Origin of the sequence: Ruegeria sp. HKCCD4884, assembly GCF_013110855.1 — a bacterium.
Classification (GTDB): Bacteria; Pseudomonadota; Alphaproteobacteria; order Rhodobacterales; family Rhodobacteraceae; genus Ruegeria.
The window spans coordinates 33916-57279 of the sequence record NZ_WVRJ01000021.1 but is presented as its reverse complement, the minus strand read 5'-3'; the positions used below and the strand labels follow the sequence as shown (position 1 = coordinate 57279).

The following is a 23364-nucleotide window of genomic DNA, read 5'->3' as shown; positions in this document are numbered from 1 at the left end:
ATTTTCGAACCGTGAATCACGCACCCAAGCGGAAATCAATGGGTCCTGACCCTAGATAATGGCCTAGCGCAACACTCCATTCAGGATGAAAACATAGAAACGTTCCCTTCCGAAACTACGAGGAACTTTGCACGTGTTTTCTACGCTTTGGTGATCTGCGTTCCGCTTGTGGGATCGAGCGATAAAGGCTTACGAGGTTTTGGGTATTTAATTGTCGTTTCCGTTGCTTTGGGGTTCTTCTTTGCTTCTCATGCCTTGACGTCAATCTGGTGCTTCGTTGCGGCAGGTTTGTCTGCCTACATCTACTTCGTTCTAAAGTTTCACTATTGGGAGGTAGACCGCTTAGGTGGGGCTGCCAAAGGTTGAGGGACATTTTGAAAAATGCGTTTAAGTGCGGGCAGGGGGTTTCGCTGGAAAGCCGTCATCCGACAGTTTTTGTCAGATGACCGGGTTGAGCCCAATGTGACAAATGGTAAAACAGGCTCCCTTGCACGCGGACACCTAATATCCGAGAACACCTAGTGTCAAATTGGAACTAGAATTGCTGGTCCGCACTAGCGATTTAACCTCAGCGTTTGCCCACTAACGCGTGCGATACCATTCACAACAAAAGTATTGGGTTTAGCATTTTGCACTTAACTATATGGAACGTGGAGAATTTAAACTTCTAGGTCGCAAAATATTTACAAAATTAGGTAAAATTAGTAAAAAAATTAACAAAATTTTGTTTCAAATCCAGTAAGTTGTTGTGAAATTTTCTATCGGCTTCCCATTATTGATTTGCACATAAGTGCGCTTTCGTCTGCTGGAAGAGGAGCCAAATGACGAAAGAAAGGGAAATGGGAGGAATTAATGACCACTAAATCTGTCACACGCCGCGGCGTGTTGAAGTCTGGTGCCGTCGCAGGTACCGGTCTGGCCCTGCCTACGATCTTCACGGCTTCGTCGGCTGCTGCTTACACCAACGAACCTACCGGAGGGTCCGTAACCCTGGGCTTCAACGTTCCCCAGACAGGGCCGTATGCTGAAGAGGGCAATGACGAGCTACTTGCGCAACAGTTGGCCGTCGAACATCTCAATGGAGAGGGAGATGGGGGTTGCTTGAACACCTTCACCTCGAAAGCACTGAAAGGCAACGGTATCCTCGGCAAAAAGGTCGAGTTCGTCACAGGCGACACGCAGACGAAATCAGACGCTGCACGTGCATCGGCGAAGTCGATGATCGAAAAAGACGGTGCCATCATGATCAACGGCGGCTCGTCATCCGGCGTGGCCGTTGCTGTGCAGGGTCTCTGCCAAGAAGCAGGCGTGATCTTCATGGCAGGCCTGACCCACGCCAACGACACGACTGGCAAAGACAAGAAGGCTAATGGTTTCCGCCATTTCTTCAACGCCTACATGTCGGGAGCAGCGCTCGCGCCGGTGCTGGCGGCCGAGATGGGCAAAGAGCGCCGTGCCTATCACCTGACAGCTGACTACAACTGGGGTTGGACGCAGGAGGAGTCGATTGTTGCTTCGACCGAAGCCTTGGGATGGGAAACTGTCAACACCGTCAAAACACCGCTCGCCTCGACGGACTTCTCTTCCTACATTACTCCGGTATTGAACTCAGGTGCTGATGTTCTGGTTCTGAACCACTACGGCGGCAACATGGTGAACTCACTCACCAACGCAATTCAGTTCGGCTTGCTCGACAAAGTGGCCAACGGCAAGGATTTCAAGATCGTCGTTCCGTTGTATTCGGAACTGATGGCCGCTGGTGCGGGTGAGAACATCAAAGGCGTGCTGGGTTCCATGAACTGGAATTGGCAGCTTCAAGATGAGGGCACCAAGGCTTTTGTTAAGTCCTTTGGTGAAAAGTACGGCAAACCGCCGTCCAACTCTGCACAGACTTGCTATGCACAAGTTCTGCTTTACGCTGATGCCTGCGAGCGTGCTGGTACATTCAACCCATGCGGCGTTGTTGAAGCTTTAGAAGACTTCGAGTTCGACGGTTTAGGCAACGGTCCGACCTGGTATCGCGGCGCCGACCACCAGTGCTTCAAAGACGTGTTGGTCGTTCGTGGCAACGAAAACCCGACCAATGCCTACGACACTCTGGAAATCGTCGAGATCACACCGCGTGCGCAGGTCGAATACGACCCCGAGCATCCGATGTTTTCGGGTGGATCACTGGGTGAGTGTAATCCAGGCGCGTAAGTCCGCGTGTCTAAGTCTGGCCATCAAAGCGGTGGCCAGACATCTTAAACAGGGTTGATCCTGTTATATCAATCAATTCACACTGACCAACCCTGAGGTGGGGCCAATGGACGCCATCCTATTGCAAATTTTAAACGGTCTGGACAAAGGATCGGCCTATGCGTTGATAGCGCTGGGGCTGACGCTCATTTTTGGAACGCTAGGCGTTGTGAACTTCGCCCACGGCGCACTGTTCATGATCGGTGCGTTCTGTGCCGTTACTCTGCAAAAGCTCATGAACCTGAGCTTTGTGACTATCGACGAGAGCCAAACCGACTTTCTGGGCAACCCATTGAAGGTAGAAACACCTTACGTCGAGGCTTGGTTCGGCCTAGAGGCCGGTGCGACGATCATCGACTGGTCTGTTCCGCTGGCTATCCTGTTTGCGGTCCCGATCATGTTAGCAGTTGGCTACGTCATGGAGCGCGGGTTGATTAAGCATTTCTATAAGCGCCCTCACGCTGACCAGATCCTTGTGACGTTTGGTCTGGCGATCGTGTTGCAGGAAATCGTTAAATATTTCTTCGGCGCCAATCCAATCCAAACGCCCCCGCCCGACGCGCTGAGCGGTTCCATCGACCTTGGCACAATGGTTGGATTTGACCCCAACGCCATAATCTATCCGATTTGGCGTCTGGTTTACTTCGGATTTGCAGTTGCCATTATCGGCGCTGTTTTCTCATTCCTGCAATTCACCACGTTCGGCATGGTCGTGCGCGCCGGAATGGCGGATCGCGAGACCGTAGGCTTGCTGGGAATAAACATCGACCGTCGTTTTACGATTATGTTCGGTATCGCCGCCGCAGTGGCCGGTTTGGCTGGTGTAATGTACGGTCCGCTAAACCCGCCAAATTATCACATGGGGATGGACTTTCTGGTTCTTAGCTTCGTTGTGGTTGTTGTCGGCGGCATGGGCTCGCTGCCTGGAGCCGTTCTGGCTGGCTTTCTATTGGGCATCCTGGAGAGTTTTGCTTCAACAACCTGGGCTACCACAACAATCCCCGGGATCAACCAAATCATCATCTACCTTGTTGCCATCATTGTGCTTCTGACACGCCCGCGAGGGTTGATGGGACGCAAAGGCGTGATGGAGGAATAATCGATGTTTGGATTGAACAAAAAAGACACCAGCCTTCTGATCATCGTCGGCCTTCTCACCCTTCTGGCACCGTTCATTCTGAACCCGTTCCCCGAAGGCAGCGCCATGGCGCAATTTAACGCGGGTTATCCGGACTTGATGCAGCGCTTCGTGATCTTTGGCATCTTTGCCATTGGGTTCAACATCCTATTCGGCCTTACCGGATACCTGTCATTCGGTCATGCGGCCTTTTTGGGTGTCGGATCGTATTCAGCCGTATGGATGTTCAAGTTGCTGAGTTACAATATCATTCCAGCTATCGCGCTCAGCGTTTTAGTCGCTGGGTTGTTCTCGTTGCTGATTGGGTTTATCAGTCTGCGTCGGTCGGGCATCTACTTTTCGATCCTGACGCTGGCCTTTGCGCAGATGAGTTTTGCATTGGCCTACTCTGTCTTGTCGAACCCCAAGTTTAACCTGACCAACGGGGAAACCGGTCTGCAGGTTTATGCAGACGATCCGCAAATCCTGCAGGGAGCCAACTCACCGGATCTGCCACATCTGTTCGGGCTGCCGATGCGCGCAACCTATACTATGGACGTGGGAGCATGGAGCTTTGATTTTAACGCGGGATATTATCTGTGTGCAGTAATCATGATGGTGGTGTTTTATCTGTCCATCCGCATCTTCCGCTCGCCTTTCGGCATGATGCTAAGGGCCGTCAAATCAAACCAGCAACGGATGAACTACACCGGCCTAAACTCAAAGCCGTACACGTTGGCGGCGTTTGTTATATCTGGCATGTATGCTGGTCTAGCTGGTGGGCTGATGGCCGCGATGGACCCGCTAGCAGGCGCAGAGCGTATGCAGTGGACCGCTTCGGGTGAGGTTGTTCTGATGACGATCCTAGGAGGTACAGGCTCTTTGATCGGTCCAGTACTGGGTGCAGGCTTTATCAAATATTTCGAGAATATTTTCTCGAAGATCAACGACAACGTGTTGCACAGTTGGTTTGCGTTCCTGCCTGACGGTTTGGAGGACGCGGTAGTATTTGTGATCCATCCGTTCATTGGAAAAGGTTGGCATCTGACGCTTGGCATCCTTTTCATGCTAGTCGTAATCTACTTGCCAGGCGGTCTTGTCGAAGGTGGCCAGCGTTTGCTCAACCGGATGAAGCGCAAGAAATCAAAAGCTGACGATGCAAAGTCGGGCAAAACGGAACCGGCGGAATAGGGGGCGAGCTATGGCAATTCTAAGAGTCAAAGACGTGAGCAAGCGCTTCGGCGGCCTCAAGGCACTGACAGACGTAAATCTCAGTGTGGAGGAGAACTCAGTTCACGCGATCATCGGACCCAATGGCGCTGGCAAGTCGACTTTGCTTAATTGTCTGGTGGGGAAGCTTATGCCAGACACTGGTTCCGTATTGTTTGACAACGCCTCGGTGTTGGGGCTTGAGCCCTTCCAGATCAACCAGATGGGTATTAGTCGCGTGTTCCAGACGCCAGAGATTTTTGGTGAACTGACGGTGATGGAGAACATGTTAATCCCGATTTTCGCGATGCGTGACGGTGCATTCCGGATGCACGCATACGAGACCATCGCGAACGAACGTGACATCGTTGAACAAGCCGAAGCAATGCTGGAAGAGATGAACATGGCGGACAAACGCGAAATGCATGCAGCTTCGCTGTCTCGAGGTGACAAGCGGCGGCTTGAGATTGGCATGTGCCTTAGCCAAAACCCGCGGCTATTGTTACTGGATGAACCAACGGCGGGGATGGCGAGGGCGGATACAAACAACACAATTGACCTGCTAAAACAAATCAAGGATGAACGCGACATCACCATCGCAATCATCGAGCATGATATGCATGTGGTCTTCAGCCTTGCCGAACGCATTACAGTTCTGGCTCAGGGTACGCCCTTGGTTGAAGACACTCCTGAGAACATTCGCGGAAACCCCAAGGTTCGCGAGGCCTATCTAGGCGAGGCTGCGTAAGGAAAAGCTATGAACGAGAAACCTGACTTTTCGAAAAACGCCAATTTGGCCAGCACGGCCCCCGCTTTTCTCTCCGTTTGGGATATGCACTCCTACTATGGAGAAAGCTACATCGTGCAAGGCGTCAGCTTCAATGTGCACGAAGGTGAAATCCTGGCTCTTCTTGGGCGCAATGGTGCGGGTAAAACCTCAACACTTCGTTCGATAGCAAGAGTTGGAGAGCCTGAAGTAAGACATGGCGAAATCTGGCTAGACCATAAGCCACTACACAACATGACAAGCTACGAAGCTGCAGCAGCAGGCCTGGGTCTTGTGCCAGAAGATAGGCGCATTATTCCTGGCCTGACTGTTGAAGAAAACTTACTGCTTGCTCAGATTGCCCCGCCAATCGGATGGTCACTGGAACGGCTTTACGAGTTGTTCCCACGTTTGGGGGAGCGAAGAAAACAAGAGGGAATTACACTGTCAGGAGGCGAACAGCAAATGCTGTCAATCGCCAGAGCCTTGGCGAGGGACATCAAGGTCTTACTTTTGGATGAACCATATGAGGGATTGGCTCCTGTCATTGTCGATGAAATCGAAAAGACTCTCATTCACGTTAAACAACAGGGTATGACCACGATAATCGTTGAGCAGAACGCCGTACGCGCTTTGGAGTTGGCAGATCGTGCGATCATTCTAGATACTGGGACTATTGTATTTGATGGTACTGCGAAAGAGGTGCTTGAGGACACCACCCTGCGTGAGGAATATCTAGCGATCTAGCTCGCGTATTCCGTGCTAATCAGACCAAGCATGCAGGTCTAAATCGTGTCCAAAGCACATGTTTGCTTCAGATTTAGTGAACTTACTTGCGTTAAATGGAAAAGTTGGAAGCATAGAGGCGAGAAAATAGCCCGGCAGTTAAGACCGGATGAATTTTCTAGTTTTACAAGATCTCTTTGTCCACTGTGTCCGCGGAGCGACACTCAGAAGGTGTTTGAACGCTGCTGTGCGGCTAACGGCGACTTTGTCCGCAGAGCGGTCATAGACGGTTTTTTCACCAGCATCTGCAATCGCTGGAAGCGGTCATTGGAAGCAAAAAAATCGGATTTGCGTTACCGAACGACTTTTAAGCGGAGCTTAGCAGTCATTAGATAAAAACACTCAGGTGATTGCCCGGAGCCTATTTTTCCAAATGCTGCGCCATGCGCGAATGGCCCCTTTGAAGCAGAATATCAAATCACCAGACGTATTCTACGTCTCTGACAACAACACGGCCGTCATCGCCTGACCTAGTAACGTTCTCAAGGCATCGTCATGTTCTGCAGAAAGAGCATCAGCATCCACCGAAACACGACCAACGAACATTCCTGAGACGATGCTGAGTAACATTCCAGCCTTTTGATCAGCGTCCTTACCGCCGATCAAAGCAGCAAGTTGCTCGACCATCGGGTTACCGAGCTTGTTGCGAATAACGTCATGCGCTTCCTCGGAACCGGAAGACTTGATAGCGACGACCATAGGGTCAAAGCCACCCGTTGGGTCAGCTTTGTCCAAGGCGATGTCAGTCAATGCCTCAACCATCTCATTTGGTGACAGGCCGTGAAGGGGGGCAAGATCAATACATTCCTCCATGACAGCTTCGAATAAGCCGATCTTCGAGCCAAAGTAACGATTGATGAGCGCGGCATTGCACCCGGCATCCGACGCGATATTGCGTGTGCTTGCCGCCTCATACCCCGCCCGCTGAAATTCTTTTCGCGCTGCATCAAGCAGAGCGTCTTTGGTCGCGGATGGATTGCGCTGCTTCGCGCTAGACATCTTTTGCTGGTTTAATGAAACACTCATGTAATCACCTGTTGACTTATCTTTACCCGTCATTGTAATCACCTGATTACAACTCATGCCAACCAATTCCAAGCGAGGCTGCAAGATGCCCGATGAGATTCATATTATCGATCATAGTGATCGTGTAGAAAGCCTGTTTGCCCCTTACCGTGACATCATTGGCGACGATTACCTGGCATACCGGGGTCACGTGTATCGTGTGATCACCTATGCAATGCACTTTCTTGATGGCGACGAAGAAGCAAGACCTTTGGTCGAAACCGCATTTGTGTACCACGACATTGGCCTCTGGACAGAGAACGAACTTGCCTATCTGGAACCATCGGAAGAACATGCCTTGGCCGACAACGAGAAATATGGTTGGGGGTTTGATCCTCAATTGCTGCAGGATGCGATCCACTGGCATCACAAGGTTTTCCCCTATCGCGGCCCAAACCAGCGTATCGTAGAAGCCGTTCGCAAGGGCGATTGGGTCGATGCGACCGATGGCAAAATTCGTAAAGGTTTGACGCGGGCGCAAGTTAAGGCCGTGCAAGATGCAATCCCGAACTATGATTTTGGCGACGTCTTGCAAAGGCTTGCCGGGGATTTGGGAGGCAACAAGCTTAGCGGCAACCTCCGCGTCCTACGTCACGTGTTTAAGTGGTAGTTGAAAGCAGTCATTGGCGCAGCCGCAGCGAAAGTTCGCTTTGTCCGCGATGCGGTCCTTCACGAATTTTCGACGAACGTCTGCAATGAGCCCAAAGCCGACAATCGGATTCCGTGTTTAAGACCAGTAGGCAAGGCCAGGGTTCCAAGTTGTTTAGTTCGTAGGGCTGACCGCGTGCAGTCTCCAAGAATTTGGAACGCCCTTCAACTCGTGCTCACCGCAGTCTTGAAACTCGAACGGCGCACCAAGCATCAGTTGCCGCGTGAGATCGGATGCCAGAACCTGTCCTTCCTGGGCTTGGCCCATCACTCGAGCGGCTATGACCACGCCAAGGCCGCTGATATCCTCGCCGCGAATTTCAATCTCACCTGTGTGAGCGCCGAAGCGTGCGTTAAGGTCGATTGCAGACAACGCTTCACGTAACGAACCAGCGCAGGCCAGCGCACTTGTAGGAGAACTGAACGTCGCCAGCACGCCGTCGCCGGTGAATTTCACCAGTTGACCACCGTGTCGAGAGATCTGGTTTGCGCAGACGTCATCGTGGCGGTTCATAAGGTCGCGCCAATTCTCATCACCGATACGTGCTTGTTGTGAGGTGGACGCGACGAGATCTGAGAACAGAACGGTAGCAAGGGTGCGCTTGGGTTGGATCGTCGCCGATGCTTCGCCGGTGACAAACTCGACGATTGCGGCCGCATAGCTGTCCACGTCGCCTTCCCATGGCACATGCTCGTGGCCGGGTATGGTTTTGTATTCAGTGGATGGCATCAAACGCAGAAAATCCTTGGCGCAATCAGCCCCGTTGGGTTCTTCAAATTCGCGATGTATAACCAAAGTGGGTTGTGAAATAGAAGGCAGCAATTCCCGGATATCTATCCGGGCAGCCAATTCGAACAGGTTGGCGACTGTAATAGGGGTCGCGCTCATCCTTTGGAAATGCGCCCATGCTTCCTGAGCTTCAACATCGTCCTCACTTGGGCCAAAAGCCGAGAATGGGTGAGGTTTATAGAGCTTCCCCCAATTCTCGCGAAACTGCTTCAACGCGATTTTAAGGCTTTCGGGGGTCAGGTAACCGCGAGTAAGACGGCCTTGAGCGTACCCGCCGCACAAAGCCAGACGTTCGACGCGCTCGGGGCGCATCGCGGCATAGACACAGGCAAGTGAAGCCCCCTCGGAGAAAGCAATGACCGTGGCTGAGGTCATTTCAGTGACATCCATCACAGCCTCTATATCCATGACGCGCTCTTCAAGGGTTGGTGTCCCCTGAATGCGGTCTGACATGCCGTTGCCGCGTTTGTCGAAGGTCACCAATCTTCCCACCGAGCTGAGCGCTGTCATCCACTGCAGGTAGCCCGGATTTTCCATAGACGCTTCCAGATGCGAAATCATTCCGGGGACCAACACAAGATTGCGCGGCCCATCGCCCCAAACTTGATAGGCGATGGATAGCCCGTCGCTTTCGGTGAAAAGGGTCTCCACATTGGCAGTCATGCGCCCCTCCCAGTCGTTCTCTGGCCAATCCTCCGCCCATAATTTCAATGTGGTTCGCGACGGAGCCAGCGCATGATCATATTGAAGTTCGTTTGGCCTATCGGTCAATGATCTCTTTGGTTGAGCGCAACTTGCGTCATGTAAGGATTATAATTATCATGTAAAATCTGGAGGTCTGCATTTCCGGCGAAGCAGCCGCTCATGCCGAGTGCAGTCGATGACCGCATCGAGCCCCAAAGTTACCGGGTGCTGCAGCCCGCGCTAACGACAGCAAAGCGCAGAAACCAGACTTTGCAGAGTTCAGCGTGCTGCCCATAGCAGAAATTGAACCTTGCTTCGAACAACGACGGCTTTGAAACATACTAACTCGCAAGGAGAAGTAGTCTCGATCCTCACTCTGCCACAAGCGCAACAATAGCTTCTTGAGGCTGGGAATGCTGGTTTTCTGCCTCAAGCGGATTGTCGAACTTACCACGATAAACCAACGCGAACACGGGCGGAGTGAAATAAAACGATACGACAGTCGACAACAGCACCCCCCCGGCGATTGCAACGGCGAATGGCGGCCAAAATGCTCCTCCAGCTATGATCAGGGGTAGGAAGCCGCCAAAGGTTGTGATTGTTGTCGAGATGATGTGCCGACTTGAACCAGTCACAACGCGCGCCATGGCCGCTCGGTCACCTTGGCTTGCGTCAGCGTCTTGTTGCAACCCGGTCAGAATGATTATCGCCGCGTTGATCGAAACCCCGATCGATCCGATGACCCCGATGATCGCCGTAATTCCGAACGGGAATTGCATAACGGCCAGCGACAGCATTGAAAGGCCTGCAGACAACACGCACACGACCAAGGTCACAAGGGTCAGCCGGAACGAGTTAAAGGTCAGAACGATGGTCGCGATGGAGAGTGTCACAATCAAACCAACAGAGGCAAGCAGATTGCCCACGGTGTTGGATCGGGCATCACTGTCGCCGCCTAAGGACATCGAATAGCCTTGCGGCAACACAAACCCGGACGCATCAAGTGCTTCTAGTACGTCCTGCAAGGCCTCTTCAGGTAAAACACCGGGTACGATAAACGCCTGAATAGTGTTTTCGCGCGTACCGTCCGTTCGAGTTATTACGCTTTCTGCCGGCTCAATCACGGGCTTGGCCAATTCCGACAGCGGTACCGCTGGGAAGGCTCCAGTCGCAGATATCGCAGCTGCATTTGGCAGTAGGATAGGCATACTGAAAATCGCGCTTAGATCTGATCGCACCTCGTCACCTAAGCGAACGCGCACCGGCAACTGTTCAGTCCCTTCGATCAGTGATCCACCGGTGATGCCAACAAGCGCCGTGTCCAGCTGACCAGCTATATCCGCAACGTCCAGTCCCAGCAGACGCGCTTTGACCTCATCAATCTCGAACCGGATTTGAGGGTTGCCTCCGTTCACGCTGGCACGCGCCTGGGTTACCAGATCGAGATTGGCCATGACTGAACGCACCTCGTCGCCCAGATCACGCAATACCGTGATGTCCTGCCCCTGAATTTTGACTTCAACCGGTGCGTCGACCGGAGGGCCCTGAACAAGACTGCGAACGATGATCTGCGCGTCAGGAAAGCCAGTATCCAGACGACTCTGCAACGTTCCAACAAGGCGGGCGGCGTCGTCGGCCGTGTCGGTCGTGATCATAGCTTGTGCGAACCCAGGCTCGCGTGAGCGGTTTCCAACGATGTTGTAGTAGAATGCCGGGCCGGACTCTCCGACGGTCCAGTAGACACTTTTGACGCCGTCGTCAGCCAGCAGCATTTCATCGATCTGGCGGGCGGTTGCTTCGGAGGTGGCAATTGACGTTCCACCCGGCATATCGACTTCGATATAGAATTGGTTGCGGTCGACGCCCGGGAAGAATTGCGCGGTCAGCGTTGGAAAGGCCGCAAAGCCAAGCGCCGGCAAGATCAATGCCAACGCGATGGATCGCACAGGATTAGCAACAGACAATCGAATTGAGGCCTCGAACATACGGGCAAGTGGCGGGATGCTGATACCGCGGCTCAGCATTCCTGCGTCTGGGCGATCGGACAGTAGCCAGCCCGCAATCGCCGGAGTCACAGTCAAGGCCACAACCAGGGACCAGACAAGCATAAGAACCACGGCGATAGCGATGGCGCCGACAAAATCGCCTGCGGGTCCCGGCAGCAATATCATCGGCGTGAAGGCAAGCGCCGTTGTCACGGTCGATGCCAGCAGTGGCGCGGCCAACCTGCGAACAGCATCTCGTACGGCTGCAAGTCGCTCCATCCCATCCTGCAGACGACGTCGGATTTCATCGGTCATCACGATGGCTGCGTCAACGAGCAGTCCGAGGGCAACAATCAGTCCGGTCACAGACATCTGATGAATTGGCAATCCAATCATGTTCATCGTCGCCAGGGTCGCCAATGAGACAACCGGTAAAACCAAAGCCACAATCGCGGCTGCCCGAACCCCTAACGTAACAAACAAAACTGCCACGACCAGAGCCACGCCAATGGCCATGTTGACCCCAACCTCTGACAAACGATCCGTCGTGTACTGGCTTTGATCAAATAGCAGTATTTCCTGCATGCCCAAAGGTACCGACGCGGCGCCGGCATCAAGCTCATCCCGAAGGAAGCCTGTCCAACGGTCGATCTGTACGCCGTCCTGCGCCAGAATCCCGACCAAAACGGAGGGCTTTCCGTTGGCAAACGCGATTGAGGACTGCGGTTCGCGTGCGCCACGGTCTACGCTTGCAATATCTCCGAGCTTCACCACGGCACCGCCTGCGTTTTCACGCAGGACGATGCTCCGAATGCGATCCAAACTCTCAATTTCTCCGCTGACGCCGATGGTCAGGTCGACATCAGATTGCAACCGCCCAGACTGAACCTTTCCGTCTGCTTCGGCGATCCGCTGGGAAATCTCGGCAGCGCCAAGCCCAAGCGCAGCGGCCTTGTCCATATCAACGCTTACGAGCACCTCTTCTTCTGGCTGACCGAAATAGTCCACTGCTCGCGTGGCAGGTATCGCACGCAATCTGTCGCCCAGTGCTTCGGCATGACGTGACAACAAAGTTAACGGAAAGTCTGGATCCTCGGCCGCAACTGCAATGACCGCAGAATAGGCAGAAATGCCCTCGGCATCGAACTCCGGCGGCAAGACTCCTGCCGGAAAGTTCTGGCGCGCATCTTCGACGGCATCCCGAGCCTCGGCCCAAACCTGCTCAATGGTGGCTTCGTCTAGCGTTTCCAGCAATTCTACCGAAACGACCGACACACCCGAGCGGGAGACTGAACTGATCTCATCCACCTCGGCGATTTTACGCAGTTCTTCTTCGATTTCTGCAGTGACCAGCGCTTCAACCCGTTCTGGATCTGCACCCGGGAACTGTGTCGTTACAGTTGCGAAGAGGTTGGTGATCGTAGGGTCTTCTTGTCGCCCAAGAGACAGGAACGAAGACAGACCTGCGGATACAAGCACTAAAACGATTAGGGCAACCAGCCTGGGGTGGCGAAAGGTAAGGGTTTCCATCAGATCGCTCCGTTACTCGCCAGTGTTGAAGGCAACGCGTTGACCAACGCTGACTCGCTGCGGCCCCTGATCGATCAGGACGGTGCCATCCGGAAACGCGCCACGCACAAAGACGCGGTCGTCTTCGGCATGCAGCACTTCGACCGCCGCTAGCCGCACAGTTTTTTGCGCGTCGGCAACGAGCAATGTCCATTGCCCGCGCGTTCCTTCCTTCAGAGATGTTGTAGGCACCCAGGTCCCCGCACTTTGGACGGGATCGAGTACATGCACACGTGCGGTTTGTCCGAAAGCAACGTCCGGCGCGTTCTTCAAACCGAACAGCGCGGTGCGGGTTCGGGTCACCGGGTCAATATCGGGCCGTAAAGTTGCAAGCTCAGCCTGATAGCTTTGACCTGCAATTTCGATTTCAACGTCAGTCAGCAGCGCCGGATCAATATCGAGAGGGATACCTATCCGAACCTGCGGCGACACGACCTCGACCATACCCAGAACCAACTCGCCCGAGCGCAAAGTTTCACCGCCATCCACGTGTCGCGCGGTTATTCGACCGGCAAACGGGGCTTCGATACTGGATTTCTCGATTCGAACGGTCACATCACGCAAGGCCGCATCTAACTCGCCAATCCTAGATAGCAATTCATCCTGCTGAGAAACGGCCTCGTCCAAACGGGCTTGGCTGGTAAAGCCTTGTTCAATTAGTTTCGCGTTTCGCTCGACCGTTTTCTTTGCAAATGAAAGTTGGGCTGCAATGGCGTCACGTGATGCTGTCAGACGGTCGCGTTCGACCTCCAGCAGTGCGATGTCCAGTGTCGCAAGAAGTTGACCCTTGGCAACCTCATCACCCTCATCCACCAGAATTTGATCCAGCGTCCCGTTCAGTTCGAAAGAGATATCTGCCGAACGCTGAGGTTCGACCTGCCCGATGAATACACGGTCGACTGTGTAAGCGCTCTCGGACGTGATCGGTGTCACGGACACGGGTGTCACAGCGGCGGCATCCGGTGCGGGTACAGCGTCCGCTCTACGGGTGAGCTCGGATGCGCCAAAGTAAACGGCGGCCGCTGCAACAGCTAAAAAACTGACGGTCACTCCCAGGCGCACAGTGCCGCGCAACACACGTGCAAGTGGGCTCGGTTTGGTCGCTTCAGTAGATGAAATTGCAGGATTCGGCATTTGGGGACCTCATCAAGTTAGCGTCTCTAACATATGTTAGAAGTTCTCACTTTGACAAGAGATACGTGATCTGGCACATGTTGGATCATGAGCAGCACCGAAAAAAATCATCCGACAAACAGACAAGCGGCTGGTCTTTCCGTTAGCAAGAAAGCCTATCATCACGGCGATCTCCGCGCTGCACTGATCGAAGCAACCCGACAGTTGGTTGAAGAAAAAGGTCCGGACAGTTTTTCTGTATCCGAGGCGTGCAGACGTGCGGGCGTATCAACCGCGGCACCTTACAAGCACTTCAAAGACAAGACAGAAATGCTGGTTGCCACTGTCCTTGAAGGAATGGATCGGCACCGAGACAAAATGCTTGCCGCGCTGGAAGGTGTTCCTGAAGGATCTCCCGAGCGCCTTACTGCCATAGGAATGGAGTATATTGCCTTCGCGTTAAATGAGCCCGGAATCTTCAGACTGAAATTTGGCGGCTTCACAGACCGTATTGCGGACCCCCGGCTGGAGGAAGGCGGCCAGCAAAGCTTCGGGATTCTTTTAACTGAAGTAGCAAAGTGTCTCGGTGAACCGGGAATCACAGACGAAGTTCGCCGCCGTGGTTTTTTGTTGTGGAGTTTTGTGCACGGGCTGTCGTTCATTCTGCATGACAAAGGGCTTGCGGAGAAAGGCGAAGAGTTCGATCTTCATGCCCTACTTGAGGACGTTTCGGAAAGAATGCTGAGTTGAGCGTTCTCAAGGCAAAACGAACTCAACCAAGCACTGAGAGCAGACGATCTATGCCGCTATCGCGCCTGCGCCTAAACGATTGCTTTGGTTCACGTAGAAGACATTTTTGGAAAGTGCCGCGAATGTCCGCTATCCTGAATCGCAAGGTCTCGTCGTGAATGTCGGCTTCGGGTTGAGCCAGTACTACAAGGTAAGGTGTACGGCAGAGGCTTTGTACCAAAGCCTCCGTTTCGCAACCCGGAGCTATGCACGCGCGTTCGTTAGCTGGGAACGTCCGCTGGCGCCAGGATTGTCATTCCCACTCGGTCCGCTACGGCCATGATCGCCGGAATGTCTGGTGGTCCATCTGGCGCTGGGATATCGGTCGTGCCATCAGGCATTGTTTCACCGGCTTCAGTAAAGAAAGTGTCATGCATCGCGCCGGGGGCGTTGATGCAAAGTAGCCGGCCAGGCCGCTCTCCGGTGCATGTAAAGGCGTGCACTGCGCCGTCTGGAACCTTAACGAAGTCACCACATTTGACGTTGACTGTCTCACCATTCAAAAAGAACTCGAATTCACCATCGAGCACATAGAAGCTCTCATCTTCGCCAGCATGATGATTGGGTGGTGCACCGGCACCAGGTGCCGTCTTTATCTCAACAATTGTGCAACGATCTCCTGTCTCATTGGGAAAGGCATGAAAGGTCAAAAGGTTCCCAAGAAGATGATAAATTCGCGGGCGAGATTCAGTCATTACTGCGACTCCCTTTACTTGAAACATACCTCTCTTATGATACATATATCTACTTATGAGACAAGTGTATCACAAAAGGCTTGGAATTGGCGCCTCGTACAAATCAAATCAACCGAACGCGAGAAGTACTTCTTTCGGCTGCACGTGACCTGATGTCGGAAGGCAAGGAAGTCACGCTGGCAAAAGTCGCTGAACGCGCCAAAATCAGCCGTGCGACGGTCTATCGCTACTTTTCTGACCCGAGTGTCTTAGCCTTAGATGCGACGCTGGATCTTGACGTCACTCCAACGTCAGAACTTCTCGAGGGGCTGGATGACGTTAGGAGCCGTGTACATGTGGTCGCGCGTTACTATCTGGAATTTTCTCGGATTCATGAGGCGCACTTCCGGCAGTTTCTGGCGGAATCACTCAAGGCATCTCTTGAAGATGGAACGGTCAAAATGCGTGGTGCTAGAAGAGTGGCGGCTTTTTCGGAAGCACTTGCGCCAGTTCACCGATTGCTTGAGCCGAAGGAAATTGATGACCTGGCGAAGCGATTGTCCATGACGACGGGCATGGAACAACTTGTTATTCTTGAAGACATTTTGCGTGTGAACGAAGAAACCGGTTACCAACTTCAGGAAGGGTTGGTCGACGCTCTGTTAGATCGGTACTTGCCAAAAAACTGAGGCAGGATTCAGACGCCTACTTTAACTTAAAACTACTGGCAAATAGACACCCGTTTAACGTCCGTTTCAGGGCTAACTGCGGTCCTTTGGAAAAAAATGCGGATGTCCGCAAAGTCCGCCAATCCGTCGTTCGCTGCAACTTGCTTGAACGTCTGCTTTGCGGGACTTTGCCGCCATTGGCCCGTTTTCACCGGAGGACCGCAGACAGCCGAAGCGGACATTCAATCCAAGACTTTGCAGATTGAGTGACATGCAAAGAACTGACCGTAAATCTGCGAAAGCCGCGTGTCAGATCGCTAGCGGCTGCGTGCTTCATGTCAACAACGCAAGTGTCAGAGAAAGAACTCTGCCCGCTCTACCACCCAAACCATTGCGACCAGACTTGCGCATGCGGCAATAACAGCGCGAGAGCTGACCCAGATGCGGCCTGGTTGTTTGCGAAGCAACAACACCAATGGCCAGACCAATAGAACGATAATGACTTGTCCAGCCTCAACCCCAACATTGAAGGCCAGCAAGCTGTGCCAAACGTTAGGAGCATCAACACGTAGAATCTGGTGCAACATGAAGGAGAACCCAAACCCGTGCAGCAACCCAATTCCGGACGTGATGGCAAAAGCCTTCAGGTCACCATGTCCTTTCTCTGGTGGCCAAACCGCCATTGCAGCTGCGTAGATTATTGAAAGTGCTATTGCCAATTCGACAGTTGGGATGAACCACGCTCCGCTCGGCGCGAAGCCAAAAAAACCCAAAATCAGTGTTACCGTGTGGCCCAAGGTAAAGCCTGTGACGCGGGCCAGAAGGCTATGCAAGTTCAAGGCGCCGATGATCATGCAAAGCACAAAAAGAACATGATCTGGACCTTCCAAAATGTGCCGGATTCCCTCAACGAAAAAGGTTGAAGCGGCTGCGGTCGCTGATCCGGAAACATCAACCGGGGTATGCATCAGGCCCCGTGCGCGAAATGTACGAACATCCTGCCCGTTATAGTCGAGGATCAGGTTTGCCGTTTCTTCTTGTCCAGGAAGCCCCGGATCAGAAGTGTAGGATACACTGTAAGCTCCAACTTCTCCCGTCACAAAGCGCAGGTGCACGTCAACCATCACCTCGCCAACATAAATCTCCTGGGTTCTTGGCAAAACATCTTTTTGCGCAAGTGCCGAACGTGCCTCATTGAGCGTGGCGAATCCAGGTTCTTGCCCCACCGAGTGTAGTCTTATCGAGACGATTTCTGCCGATTGTCGGTGCCCGCCGACAGATAGTACAAAGCCGTTTTCAGCAATACGAGCCAAACCGGATTGGTCTTTGTGAAATGCGACCTGATCCAAGTAGTGCATGAGCACGCCATCTTCGATCAGATTGTATGTGTACGGAGCCGGTGCAGGCAAACCGTCCGTACCTTCTGGACCGACGAGTTCCGCAACCAAATAAGGCATCGGAAGGCGTAAATAGACATCTAACCCATCTTTCGAATGGGCCACATGATGAATGCGGACATTCTGGTTGAGATTGAAATGCGCCTCTGCTGTACCTGCAAACAAAAAGACCATGGCAAACAGGAACGTGGCAAAAAACAACCTCACGATAGGCACTGAATTATCCTCCCGTTTTTGCGCTGATAATCGTCAGGTCATCAAGCATCCAATGATCGCCGTGCCGCGAAACGTCTAGCAAGCCACGATAAGAAACCGCTTGCCTGTGTAGATGCCCCCAATGGCCTCCGCTTACGCGGGCAGTCCAATTAGCGAGGGCCTGATGCTGATTTCTTTCTTCGCCTGGCGTGAAGCTCTCGACGTTCAGGTCAGAAATCGCTTCGACGCGTGCCATGGCGCCAGAGGGTAAGGTAACTGACAAGCCACGACGCATTTCGGTTTGAACCTTGTCGCGATTGACCGCCTCGACATATGGCTCCATCGCCGCCAGGGCATTATCACCTCGCGTCTCAAGCATGGTGGTTCCGATGTTGGTCACCAACCCTTCTACGATTTGATGCGTCGCGATCTCATCCGGATTTGGCGCTGTCGACGGGTTGCTCAGTGAATACGTGACAATCGCGGCGGCACCGAATGCCCCGGTCAGCCCAAACAAGATCAGACGCTGACCATTTGCACGCTGAAACGAAAAATAGGCGCATATCAAACACAGAAAACCCAAGCCGAACGCAAACGAAGGCACCTGAGCTACACCTGCGACTTTGACAACGACCGGCTCCGTTTTTGGGTTTACCCAAGTTTTCAGGTGGTTGTTCCAACTTACAACGGGGTCAGTTGCATAAATCTGCGAGGGGACCGCCCCTGCCGGATCAGAGAGGGTGATCGGAATAACATCCAGGCCATCTGGGAAGAGCTCCCATGCCAGATCAACTCGGTTCGGCAAGGTCGCAACCGGATAGGAAAGGACAACACCCAACAGCATCGACTTTCGGTTTGCCTCCGCTTCATCCGGAAGAACACGCAAACCTTCGGCCCCAACTTTGATACGTGAGACCTGCACAGTTTCCGGTTTCATCGGCTTGCCGTCGACGGCGAGCGGGTTTTTAGTCTTAAAAAAGTCCGAGACGCCAGACTTGATCCTGGTGACATCATCTGTGGTCAGTCGATCAGCGTCTCCAAAGTCCAAATCCGCCCAAGTCTCATAGTCTTTCAAACGCAATATGATCTCGTGCCGAACGACACGTGGTTCCATCGCCAGAAAAGACATCATCGGGGACTTGTGGTGTCGGGTGAGGTTTGGGTTCTCAAATTTGCTAAACCAAGGATCGTCCCAGTCCGGTAGTATTGTCTCAGCCTGAGAAAGGTAACGATAGTCTGTCACCGGAACGCCCATATGCTCGGCCACAACCCCAAGTGAAGCCAAGGGAATCCCGTCTGAACTTAGGGGGGGAATGAACTTGATCCGTTCGGGTTTACCAGCGAACGGAAACTCCATATCGACGTAGACAACATTTTCGCTGCGGGGTCGCGGTCGATACTGTGCGCTCGTTGCTGTTTGCCGGGAAATTCTGGGACGCACATCAATCGTATTCGTTGTGCTGGTAAGTTCCTCTTCGTCTGCCCAGATTTGAAGGTTTTGACCCGTACGCTCGGCCAGAGACGTACCCGAACCATCATCTGGAATGACGAATATGGGATAGTCGCTCAAATCGACCTCAAGGATAACCCGCACATGATCAGGCTGCACCAAAAGCTCGACAAAGTTCGGCGCGGTTTCTCCGCCGTAGGGGGACACAAGATCAGCAATCGATGGGTTTGCGCCAATCGCGAAACTGGCGAGCGCTGAGCCCACCCAAACCCATGTCTTGCTGCATTCGCCAATCCTAGAAATGAAACGCGACAGCAGCATAGATGCCATTCTGGTCCACATCATAAGCAAACTCCCCACCTGAGCGGTCAGTGGAATAGTCAATTCCATAGAACTGATAGCCAAACCGCAGTGACGTGTTCTCCCAGCTTTTCCAGTCAAGCCCAGCCAGAAGCAGGTATTGCAGGTCATCGCCATTCACACCGAAGCCACTCAGTTCAGCGCGGCTGGCGAAACTCCATTTATCGTTGATTTCCATCGCATAGCGGAGCGCGATCATAGGCTCGAACCAATCCTCTGTTCCGCCCAGCGTTACACCGGGTCCAGGACCCGCAATGTCGATTTCTTGTTTTAGCCGGTTCCACTGAACACCAATTGCTACATCTGCTGCATAGCGGCGACCCCAAGCATTGACCCCGTTCGCAAATCGGTAAGCCCCCTGAACGTTTACAAAGGTCTGCCGGACATCAACATCAACGTTTGCATTTCCACTCGGTAAGGTTCCGTCTTCACCGAGCCTTACGTAGTAGACCTCGGAGATGATCCCGAAATCCCCGTTCCAGCCTTCATAGCGTACGGAAGCTGCGCCTTGCAGCACGTCCAGCACCTCGCTCAGGCTCAAGTCCAAACCGACGCTAGTACCATCAATGGTTGATGTGCCAGTCGTGCTGAGCGGTAGAAAAAGATAGGGCGTGATTGAGTGTCGCCAACCGCCTTCATCATCTTCGGAACGTGCAAGTGACTGGGCGCTTGCTGCGTGGGATATCGCGACAAGCAACAATCCAACACAGAACAAATAGCGAGAAATCAGTGGGGCGTATCGCATGGGGAAATCCGGTTAGCGTTGAAAGAACCGGCGCGTGTTGAAGTCGCGCCGGTCAAATTTGGCTTTATTCATCGCCCGGATACGGGAACTCTTGGCCTAGCACTTCCGAAGCCTCTTCAAAGATCGGCCGTAGAACGTCATCCACGTCATCGTAACCTTGCTTTGTAAAGTCCGAGAATTGCATTGCCTCCAGCGATACGCCTGTTCGCTCAGCAAATTCAGCTTTGTCGTCCTGCGATGGAGTTTCAGCCGGTGCGGCAAGCGGCGGTGACCATGTACGTTCTTCTGTCGCCGCCATGCGAACGGTTATGTCGTCCTTTGTTACGTTCCAGACCATGAAATCGTCCGCCATGCTCAATGGCCCGTCATAGGTGGATCGGATACGCTCATAAACGCCGGTGGAGGTATCGAAGTCATTGAAGAAGTGGTAGGCAACGGCCATACGCGGCTGGATGTCACTCATGACCTTTCCAAAGGCTTCCGGCGCAGTGTGGACCTGGGTTCCGACAAGCAAGGCGGATTCCGGCGTAAACCTCATTTTTGTGACAAGTTCCGGAACCGCAATGAAGCACTCGTGGATCGCCAAGTCGGCGTTCTTTGCATACTCTTTGAACCATTTGTTGGGGTAAGTGTCCGAGCTAAATACAAACTTCAGCCCGTTCCATTCCAGCGCATAGCTAACAGCGCCGTCAATCGAATGAATGGCCGGAAACGTTCTAATTTGGACGCCGTTTTCGTCATAAATGACTTCATTCTCCAGTTTGTAGTCAAACTCATTGACTTCCATGGAATAGCCTCGGAAATCCACGTTTCCGGCACGCCCGGCAAGATCCCAGGTCAACATCTTCTGCATGTGATCCAAGGCGTATGCTGTACCCAGCTCTTCGGCAGGTCCACTTGGTCCCCATACCCGCAAGGGCACATTCCGTCCCATCAATGCGCCACCGATGAAAAGGTCATGCAACGCGCCGAAATGGTCAGTATGAAGATGGCCGATAAAGACCTTGTTCAAATAATTGTATGGGATTTGCAGGGAAGAAATTCTCTCTGCCGATCCCGAGCCAATGTCGAACAAGAACTTGTCTCCGTTGCCCAGTTCCACAAGGAAACACGCAGCAGCCTGTGCAGCCCGCGTTGTCGGCATTCCAGTTCCACACGCGATGACCCGCATCTCGTCTTCGGCAAGATCTTCGGTATTGGGGTAGTATACATCGCGCGGGCGATCACGCACCGTCGTCGGTGAAACTTCATCTGTTTCCTGCGCATATGCTGCCGAAGGCGCAACTAAATCGATGACGGCTTCAGTGACCGCTTGTGGAGAAACAGCCCAAGCGCCAAATACTACACCGATTGCGAAGTGCTTGCTAAGACTCCTGTAGTTCATACGTTGGGCCATGTGTCATCCTCCAGTCGCTAAGTAGATTGGCAAGCTGGGAATGCGGAATTTCGCATTCCGGCCCGCTAATTCGGTTATCAGTCTGAGGCTTAGGAAGCATTCACGTAAGTGACTCACGGTGAATATCGGCGTGACTCACGCGCTGATAGCTGCAAAAATAAGAATATGGTGAGGTATTCTAAAGACATCTCGGACAGTGAGAAACGCACTGCCCTTGGCAGGCTACTTGCTGACGCTCATCTAGATGGATCCGATAGACTTCAGGCGTTCCTGACGTACATCGTCGAGGAAGAGCTCGCTGGACGGGGCGATCAAATTCGCAGCAAGACTATCGCTCAAGATGTTTATGACCGCGATACCTCAGAGGGGACCGATCCGGAAAACATCGTTCGCGTCGACGCTCGGCGGCTTCGCCAGTTCTTGGAACTGCATTACGAGGGTATTGGAAAGGATGATCCGGTACGAATGTGTATCGATAGCGGTGGATATAGGCCGCGGTTCGAAAATGTCTCTGAAATCGGTGCAGTATCAATCTCAACAAATGCCCAACGCTTTGGACTACCCATAGGGGCGTTTACGATTGGGGCCGTCGTTGGTGCGTTGGTCGCAGTTGGTCTTGCCCAAGATGGACAAGAAACTGCTTCTGCCGAAGTCGGAGGTCTATCTGCAACTGACGCGAACGCGTACTTGCAGCGTGCGGCAATTTACGAAAAATCCCCAGCCGCGTTACAAGCATTCAATTTAGCGCAACAAGCGCGGACAATGATATTTCCGATCTTCGACCGACAGCGGCAGCTACTTGTTCTGTCTGTGTTCGAAGGCGTAATCGAGATCGACCCAGAGTATTTCGGTGGATATGCTGGTGCAGCACAGGCACTCGCGTCCCTTGCGGTGATAACTCCGCCGTCCGATGCCAAGACCGAATATGCTGATGCCGCCATGAAGCTGGCGAGCCAAGCCGTCAGCCTTGCTCCAGACCAAGCCTGGAGCCAGTCTGCCAAAAGCTGGGCCTTTTTCGCCAATCGCGACTATGACGCCGCGCTGCAACTCAGTAGACGCGCATCAAAACTTGACCCGAATGATGGTGCGGTACTCGATTTTCTTGGCGCGGTGGCCATGTTTTCAGGCGAGTTTGAGGAAGCAATAGAAACAGCAGACAGGCTCTCTCTGCTGGATTCCAGTAACCAAAGATTTGCAAATCGAAACATTTCGGGCGCGACGTATTTTCATCTGGGTGACTATCAAACGACGGTAGAGCGCTTTGAAGAGGCAAAGCAAATTGGGGACCCACTCAGCGCTCCTTCACTAGCTTATGTAACGGCAGCGTTGTCAGCCATGGGGCAAGACCGTGCGGCTAAAGCCAAGCTGGCTGAACTTGAGCGTGCATGGCCGGAAGCGCCGATAGATGCGATGCTCAAAAGTATCCACAAAGACGTCGAGAACGCAGAAGCCGTGCTACGCGAGTTACGAAAACAAGGATGGGTAAGCCCAGAACGATAGGGTGATGGAAAAAGGCGGGTAGCAGTGCCAAGGTAACAAAAATCTCTACTGGCACGAGTGCTTAGGACGAAACAAACTTCACTAGTGCAGAACCGAGATCGGTATCGGAAATCCAAGTAAGAGACATTCTGTGCGACTTTGCAAAGTCCGCTTTCTGCGCAGTGCTGACATTTGTGCCGAACGCAACATCGGTCACTTTGGGCTCAGAGCAGTCGTTCGC

Annotated in this window: 18 protein-coding genes; 9 read left to right on the top strand and 9 right to left on the bottom strand. The window is 53.0% G+C overall.

All coding sequences use genetic code 11. The features are described 5' to 3' along the window. Positions 1 to 852: 852 nt before the first annotated feature. From GS636_RS21645 to GS636_RS21625, 5 genes are all read left to right on the top strand, one after another. On the top strand, positions 853 to 2199 hold the full coding sequence (locus tag GS636_RS21645) for a substrate-binding protein (protein WP_050606077.1): 1347 nt from the start codon (positions 853 to 855) through the stop codon (positions 2197 to 2199). Between the two features lie 106 nt (positions 2200 to 2305). Further along, the gene (locus GS636_RS21640) at positions 2306 to 3337 is read left to right on the top strand and encodes a branched-chain amino acid ABC transporter permease (RefSeq protein ID WP_171672661.1); all 1032 of its coding nucleotides are present in this window, start codon (positions 2306 to 2308) and stop codon (positions 3335 to 3337) included. Positions 3338 to 3340: 3 nt separating this feature from the next. Next, complete coding sequence (locus GS636_RS21635; protein ID WP_171672658.1) at positions 3341 to 4546, top strand: branched-chain amino acid ABC transporter permease; 1206 nt, start codon at positions 3341 to 3343, stop codon at positions 4544 to 4546. A gap of 10 nt (positions 4547 to 4556) precedes the next feature. Next, the gene (locus GS636_RS21630) at positions 4557 to 5312 is read left to right on the top strand and encodes an ABC transporter ATP-binding protein (protein WP_171672656.1); all 756 of its coding nucleotides are present in this window, start codon (positions 4557 to 4559) and stop codon (positions 5310 to 5312) included. Between the two features lie 9 nt (positions 5313 to 5321). Continuing rightward, complete coding sequence (locus GS636_RS21625) at positions 5322 to 6077, top strand: ABC transporter ATP-binding protein (RefSeq protein WP_171672653.1); 756 nt, start codon at positions 5322 to 5324, stop codon at positions 6075 to 6077. 471 nt (positions 6078 to 6548) lie between these two features. On the opposite strand, the gene GS636_RS21620 is transcribed toward GS636_RS21625, so the two are convergent. Further along, positions 6549 to 7175, bottom strand: a complete 627-nt coding sequence (locus tag GS636_RS21620; protein ID WP_171672651.1) for a TetR/AcrR family transcriptional regulator — start codon at positions 7173 to 7175, stop codon at positions 6549 to 6551. 52 nt (positions 7176 to 7227) lie between these two features. Here GS636_RS21620 and GS636_RS21615 point away from each other — a divergent pair, with 52 nt between their 5' ends. Beyond that, the gene (locus GS636_RS21615) at positions 7228 to 7791 is read left to right on the top strand and encodes a phosphohydrolase (RefSeq protein WP_171672649.1); all 564 of its coding nucleotides are present in this window, start codon (positions 7228 to 7230) and stop codon (positions 7789 to 7791) included. Positions 7792 to 7944: 153 nt separating this feature from the next. Here GS636_RS21615 and GS636_RS21610 read toward each other — a convergent pair whose 3' ends face one another. From GS636_RS21610 to GS636_RS21600, 3 genes are all read right to left on the bottom strand, one after another. Then, positions 7945 to 9282 (bottom strand): adenylate/guanylate cyclase domain-containing protein, encoded by a 1338-nt coding sequence (locus GS636_RS21610; RefSeq protein WP_171672646.1) that lies wholly within the window; start codon positions 9280 to 9282, stop codon positions 7945 to 7947. Positions 9283 to 9674: 392 nt separating this feature from the next. Further along, positions 9675 to 12818: an efflux RND transporter permease subunit gene (locus GS636_RS21605; RefSeq protein ID WP_171672644.1), complete on the bottom strand. Its 3144-nt coding sequence runs from the start codon at positions 12816 to 12818 to the stop codon at positions 9675 to 9677. A gap of 12 nt (positions 12819 to 12830) precedes the next feature. Continuing rightward, positions 12831 to 13991: an efflux RND transporter periplasmic adaptor subunit gene (locus GS636_RS21600; protein WP_171672642.1), complete on the bottom strand. Its 1161-nt coding sequence runs from the start codon at positions 13989 to 13991 to the stop codon at positions 12831 to 12833. Positions 13992 to 14078: 87 nt separating this feature from the next. Between GS636_RS21600 and GS636_RS21595 the strand changes: the two genes are divergently transcribed. Continuing rightward, on the top strand, positions 14079 to 14720 hold the full coding sequence (locus GS636_RS21595; RefSeq protein WP_171093400.1) for a TetR/AcrR family transcriptional regulator: 642 nt from the start codon (positions 14079 to 14081) through the stop codon (positions 14718 to 14720). Between the two features lie 260 nt (positions 14721 to 14980). On the opposite strand, the gene GS636_RS21590 is transcribed toward GS636_RS21595, so the two are convergent. Further along, positions 14981 to 15454, bottom strand: coding sequence for a cupin domain-containing protein (locus GS636_RS21590; protein WP_171093398.1), 474 nt, complete (start codon positions 15452 to 15454; stop codon positions 14981 to 14983). Between the two features lie 80 nt (positions 15455 to 15534). On the opposite strand from GS636_RS21590, the gene GS636_RS21585 reads away from it, so the two are divergent. Continuing rightward, positions 15535 to 16122 (top strand): TetR/AcrR family transcriptional regulator, encoded by a 588-nt coding sequence (locus GS636_RS21585; RefSeq protein WP_371808765.1) that lies wholly within the window; start codon positions 15535 to 15537, stop codon positions 16120 to 16122. Between the two features lie 332 nt (positions 16123 to 16454). Here the strand turns inward: GS636_RS21585 and GS636_RS21580 are convergent, their stop codons facing one another. The 4 genes from GS636_RS21580 to gntH all read right to left on the bottom strand — a co-directional run bounded on the left by GS636_RS21580 (position 16455) and on the right by gntH (position 21644). Continuing rightward, the gene (locus GS636_RS21580) at positions 16455 to 17705 is read right to left on the bottom strand and encodes a HupE/UreJ family protein (protein ID WP_171672636.1); all 1251 of its coding nucleotides are present in this window, start codon (positions 17703 to 17705) and stop codon (positions 16455 to 16457) included. A 13-nt stretch (positions 17706 to 17718) separates the two neighbouring features. Next, complete coding sequence (locus tag GS636_RS21575) at positions 17719 to 19488, bottom strand: hypothetical protein (RefSeq protein ID WP_171672634.1); 1770 nt, start codon at positions 19486 to 19488, stop codon at positions 17719 to 17721. Further along, entirely contained in the window at positions 19439 to 20248 is an 810-nt protein-coding gene (locus GS636_RS21570; RefSeq protein WP_171672631.1) for a hypothetical protein, read from the bottom strand. Before GS636_RS21570 ends, GS636_RS21575 begins: the two co-directional genes overlap by 50 nt. A 64-nt stretch (positions 20249 to 20312) precedes the next feature. Next, entirely contained in the window at positions 20313 to 21644 is a 1332-nt protein-coding gene (gntH, locus tag GS636_RS21565) for a guanitoxin biosynthesis MBL fold metallo-hydrolase GntH (protein ID WP_171672629.1), read from the bottom strand. A gap of 108 nt (positions 21645 to 21752) precedes the next feature. Here gntH and GS636_RS22970 point away from each other — a divergent pair, with 108 nt between their 5' ends. Then, positions 21753 to 23144, top strand: a complete 1392-nt coding sequence (locus tag GS636_RS22970; protein WP_171672626.1) for a tetratricopeptide repeat protein — start codon at positions 21753 to 21755, stop codon at positions 23142 to 23144. Positions 23145 to 23364 lie beyond the last annotated feature (220 nt).

What these genes read in the sequence shown, in the direction of transcription:
- GS636_RS21645 (WP_050606077.1), top strand. Translation starts at nt 853, where the DNA reads ATGACCACTAAATCTGTCACACGCCGCGGCGTGTTGAAGTCTGGTGCC.
- GS636_RS21640 (WP_171672661.1), top strand. Translation starts at nt 2,306, where the DNA reads ATGGACGCCATCCTATTGCAAATTTTAAACGGTCTGGACAAAGGATCG.
- GS636_RS21635 (WP_171672658.1), top strand. Translation starts at nt 3,341, where the DNA reads ATGTTTGGATTGAACAAAAAAGACACCAGCCTTCTGATCATCGTCGGC.
- GS636_RS21630 (WP_171672656.1), top strand. Translation starts at nt 4,557, where the DNA reads ATGGCAATTCTAAGAGTCAAAGACGTGAGCAAGCGCTTCGGCGGCCTC.
- GS636_RS21625 (WP_171672653.1), top strand. Translation starts at nt 5,322, where the DNA reads ATGAACGAGAAACCTGACTTTTCGAAAAACGCCAATTTGGCCAGCACG.
- GS636_RS21620 (WP_171672651.1), bottom strand. Translation starts at nt 7,175, where the DNA reads ATGACGGGTAAAGATAAGTCAACAGGTGATTACATGAGTGTTTCATTA.
- GS636_RS21615 (WP_171672649.1), top strand. Translation starts at nt 7,228, where the DNA reads ATGCCCGATGAGATTCATATTATCGATCATAGTGATCGTGTAGAAAGC.
- GS636_RS21610 (WP_171672646.1), bottom strand. Translation starts at nt 9,282, where the DNA reads ATGACTGCCAATGTGGAGACCCTTTTCACCGAAAGCGACGGGCTATCC.
- GS636_RS21605 (WP_171672644.1), bottom strand. Translation starts at nt 12,818, where the DNA reads ATGGAAACCCTTACCTTTCGCCACCCCAGGCTGGTTGCCCTAATCGTT.
- GS636_RS21600 (WP_171672642.1), bottom strand. Translation starts at nt 13,991, where the DNA reads ATGCCGAATCCTGCAATTTCATCTACTGAAGCGACCAAACCGAGCCCA.
- GS636_RS21595 (WP_171093400.1), top strand. Translation starts at nt 14,079, where the DNA reads ATGAGCAGCACCGAAAAAAATCATCCGACAAACAGACAAGCGGCTGGT.
- GS636_RS21590 (WP_171093398.1), bottom strand. Translation starts at nt 15,454, where the DNA reads ATGACTGAATCTCGCCCGCGAATTTATCATCTTCTTGGGAACCTTTTG.
- GS636_RS21575 (WP_171672634.1), bottom strand. Translation starts at nt 19,488, where the DNA reads ATGATGTGGACCAGAATGGCATCTATGCTGCTGTCGCGTTTCATTTCT.
- GS636_RS21570 (WP_171672631.1), bottom strand. Translation starts at nt 20,248, where the DNA reads ATGCGATACGCCCCACTGATTTCTCGCTATTTGTTCTGTGTTGGATTG.
- gntH (WP_171672629.1), bottom strand. Translation starts at nt 21,644, where the DNA reads ATGGCCCAACGTATGAACTACAGGAGTCTTAGCAAGCACTTCGCAATC.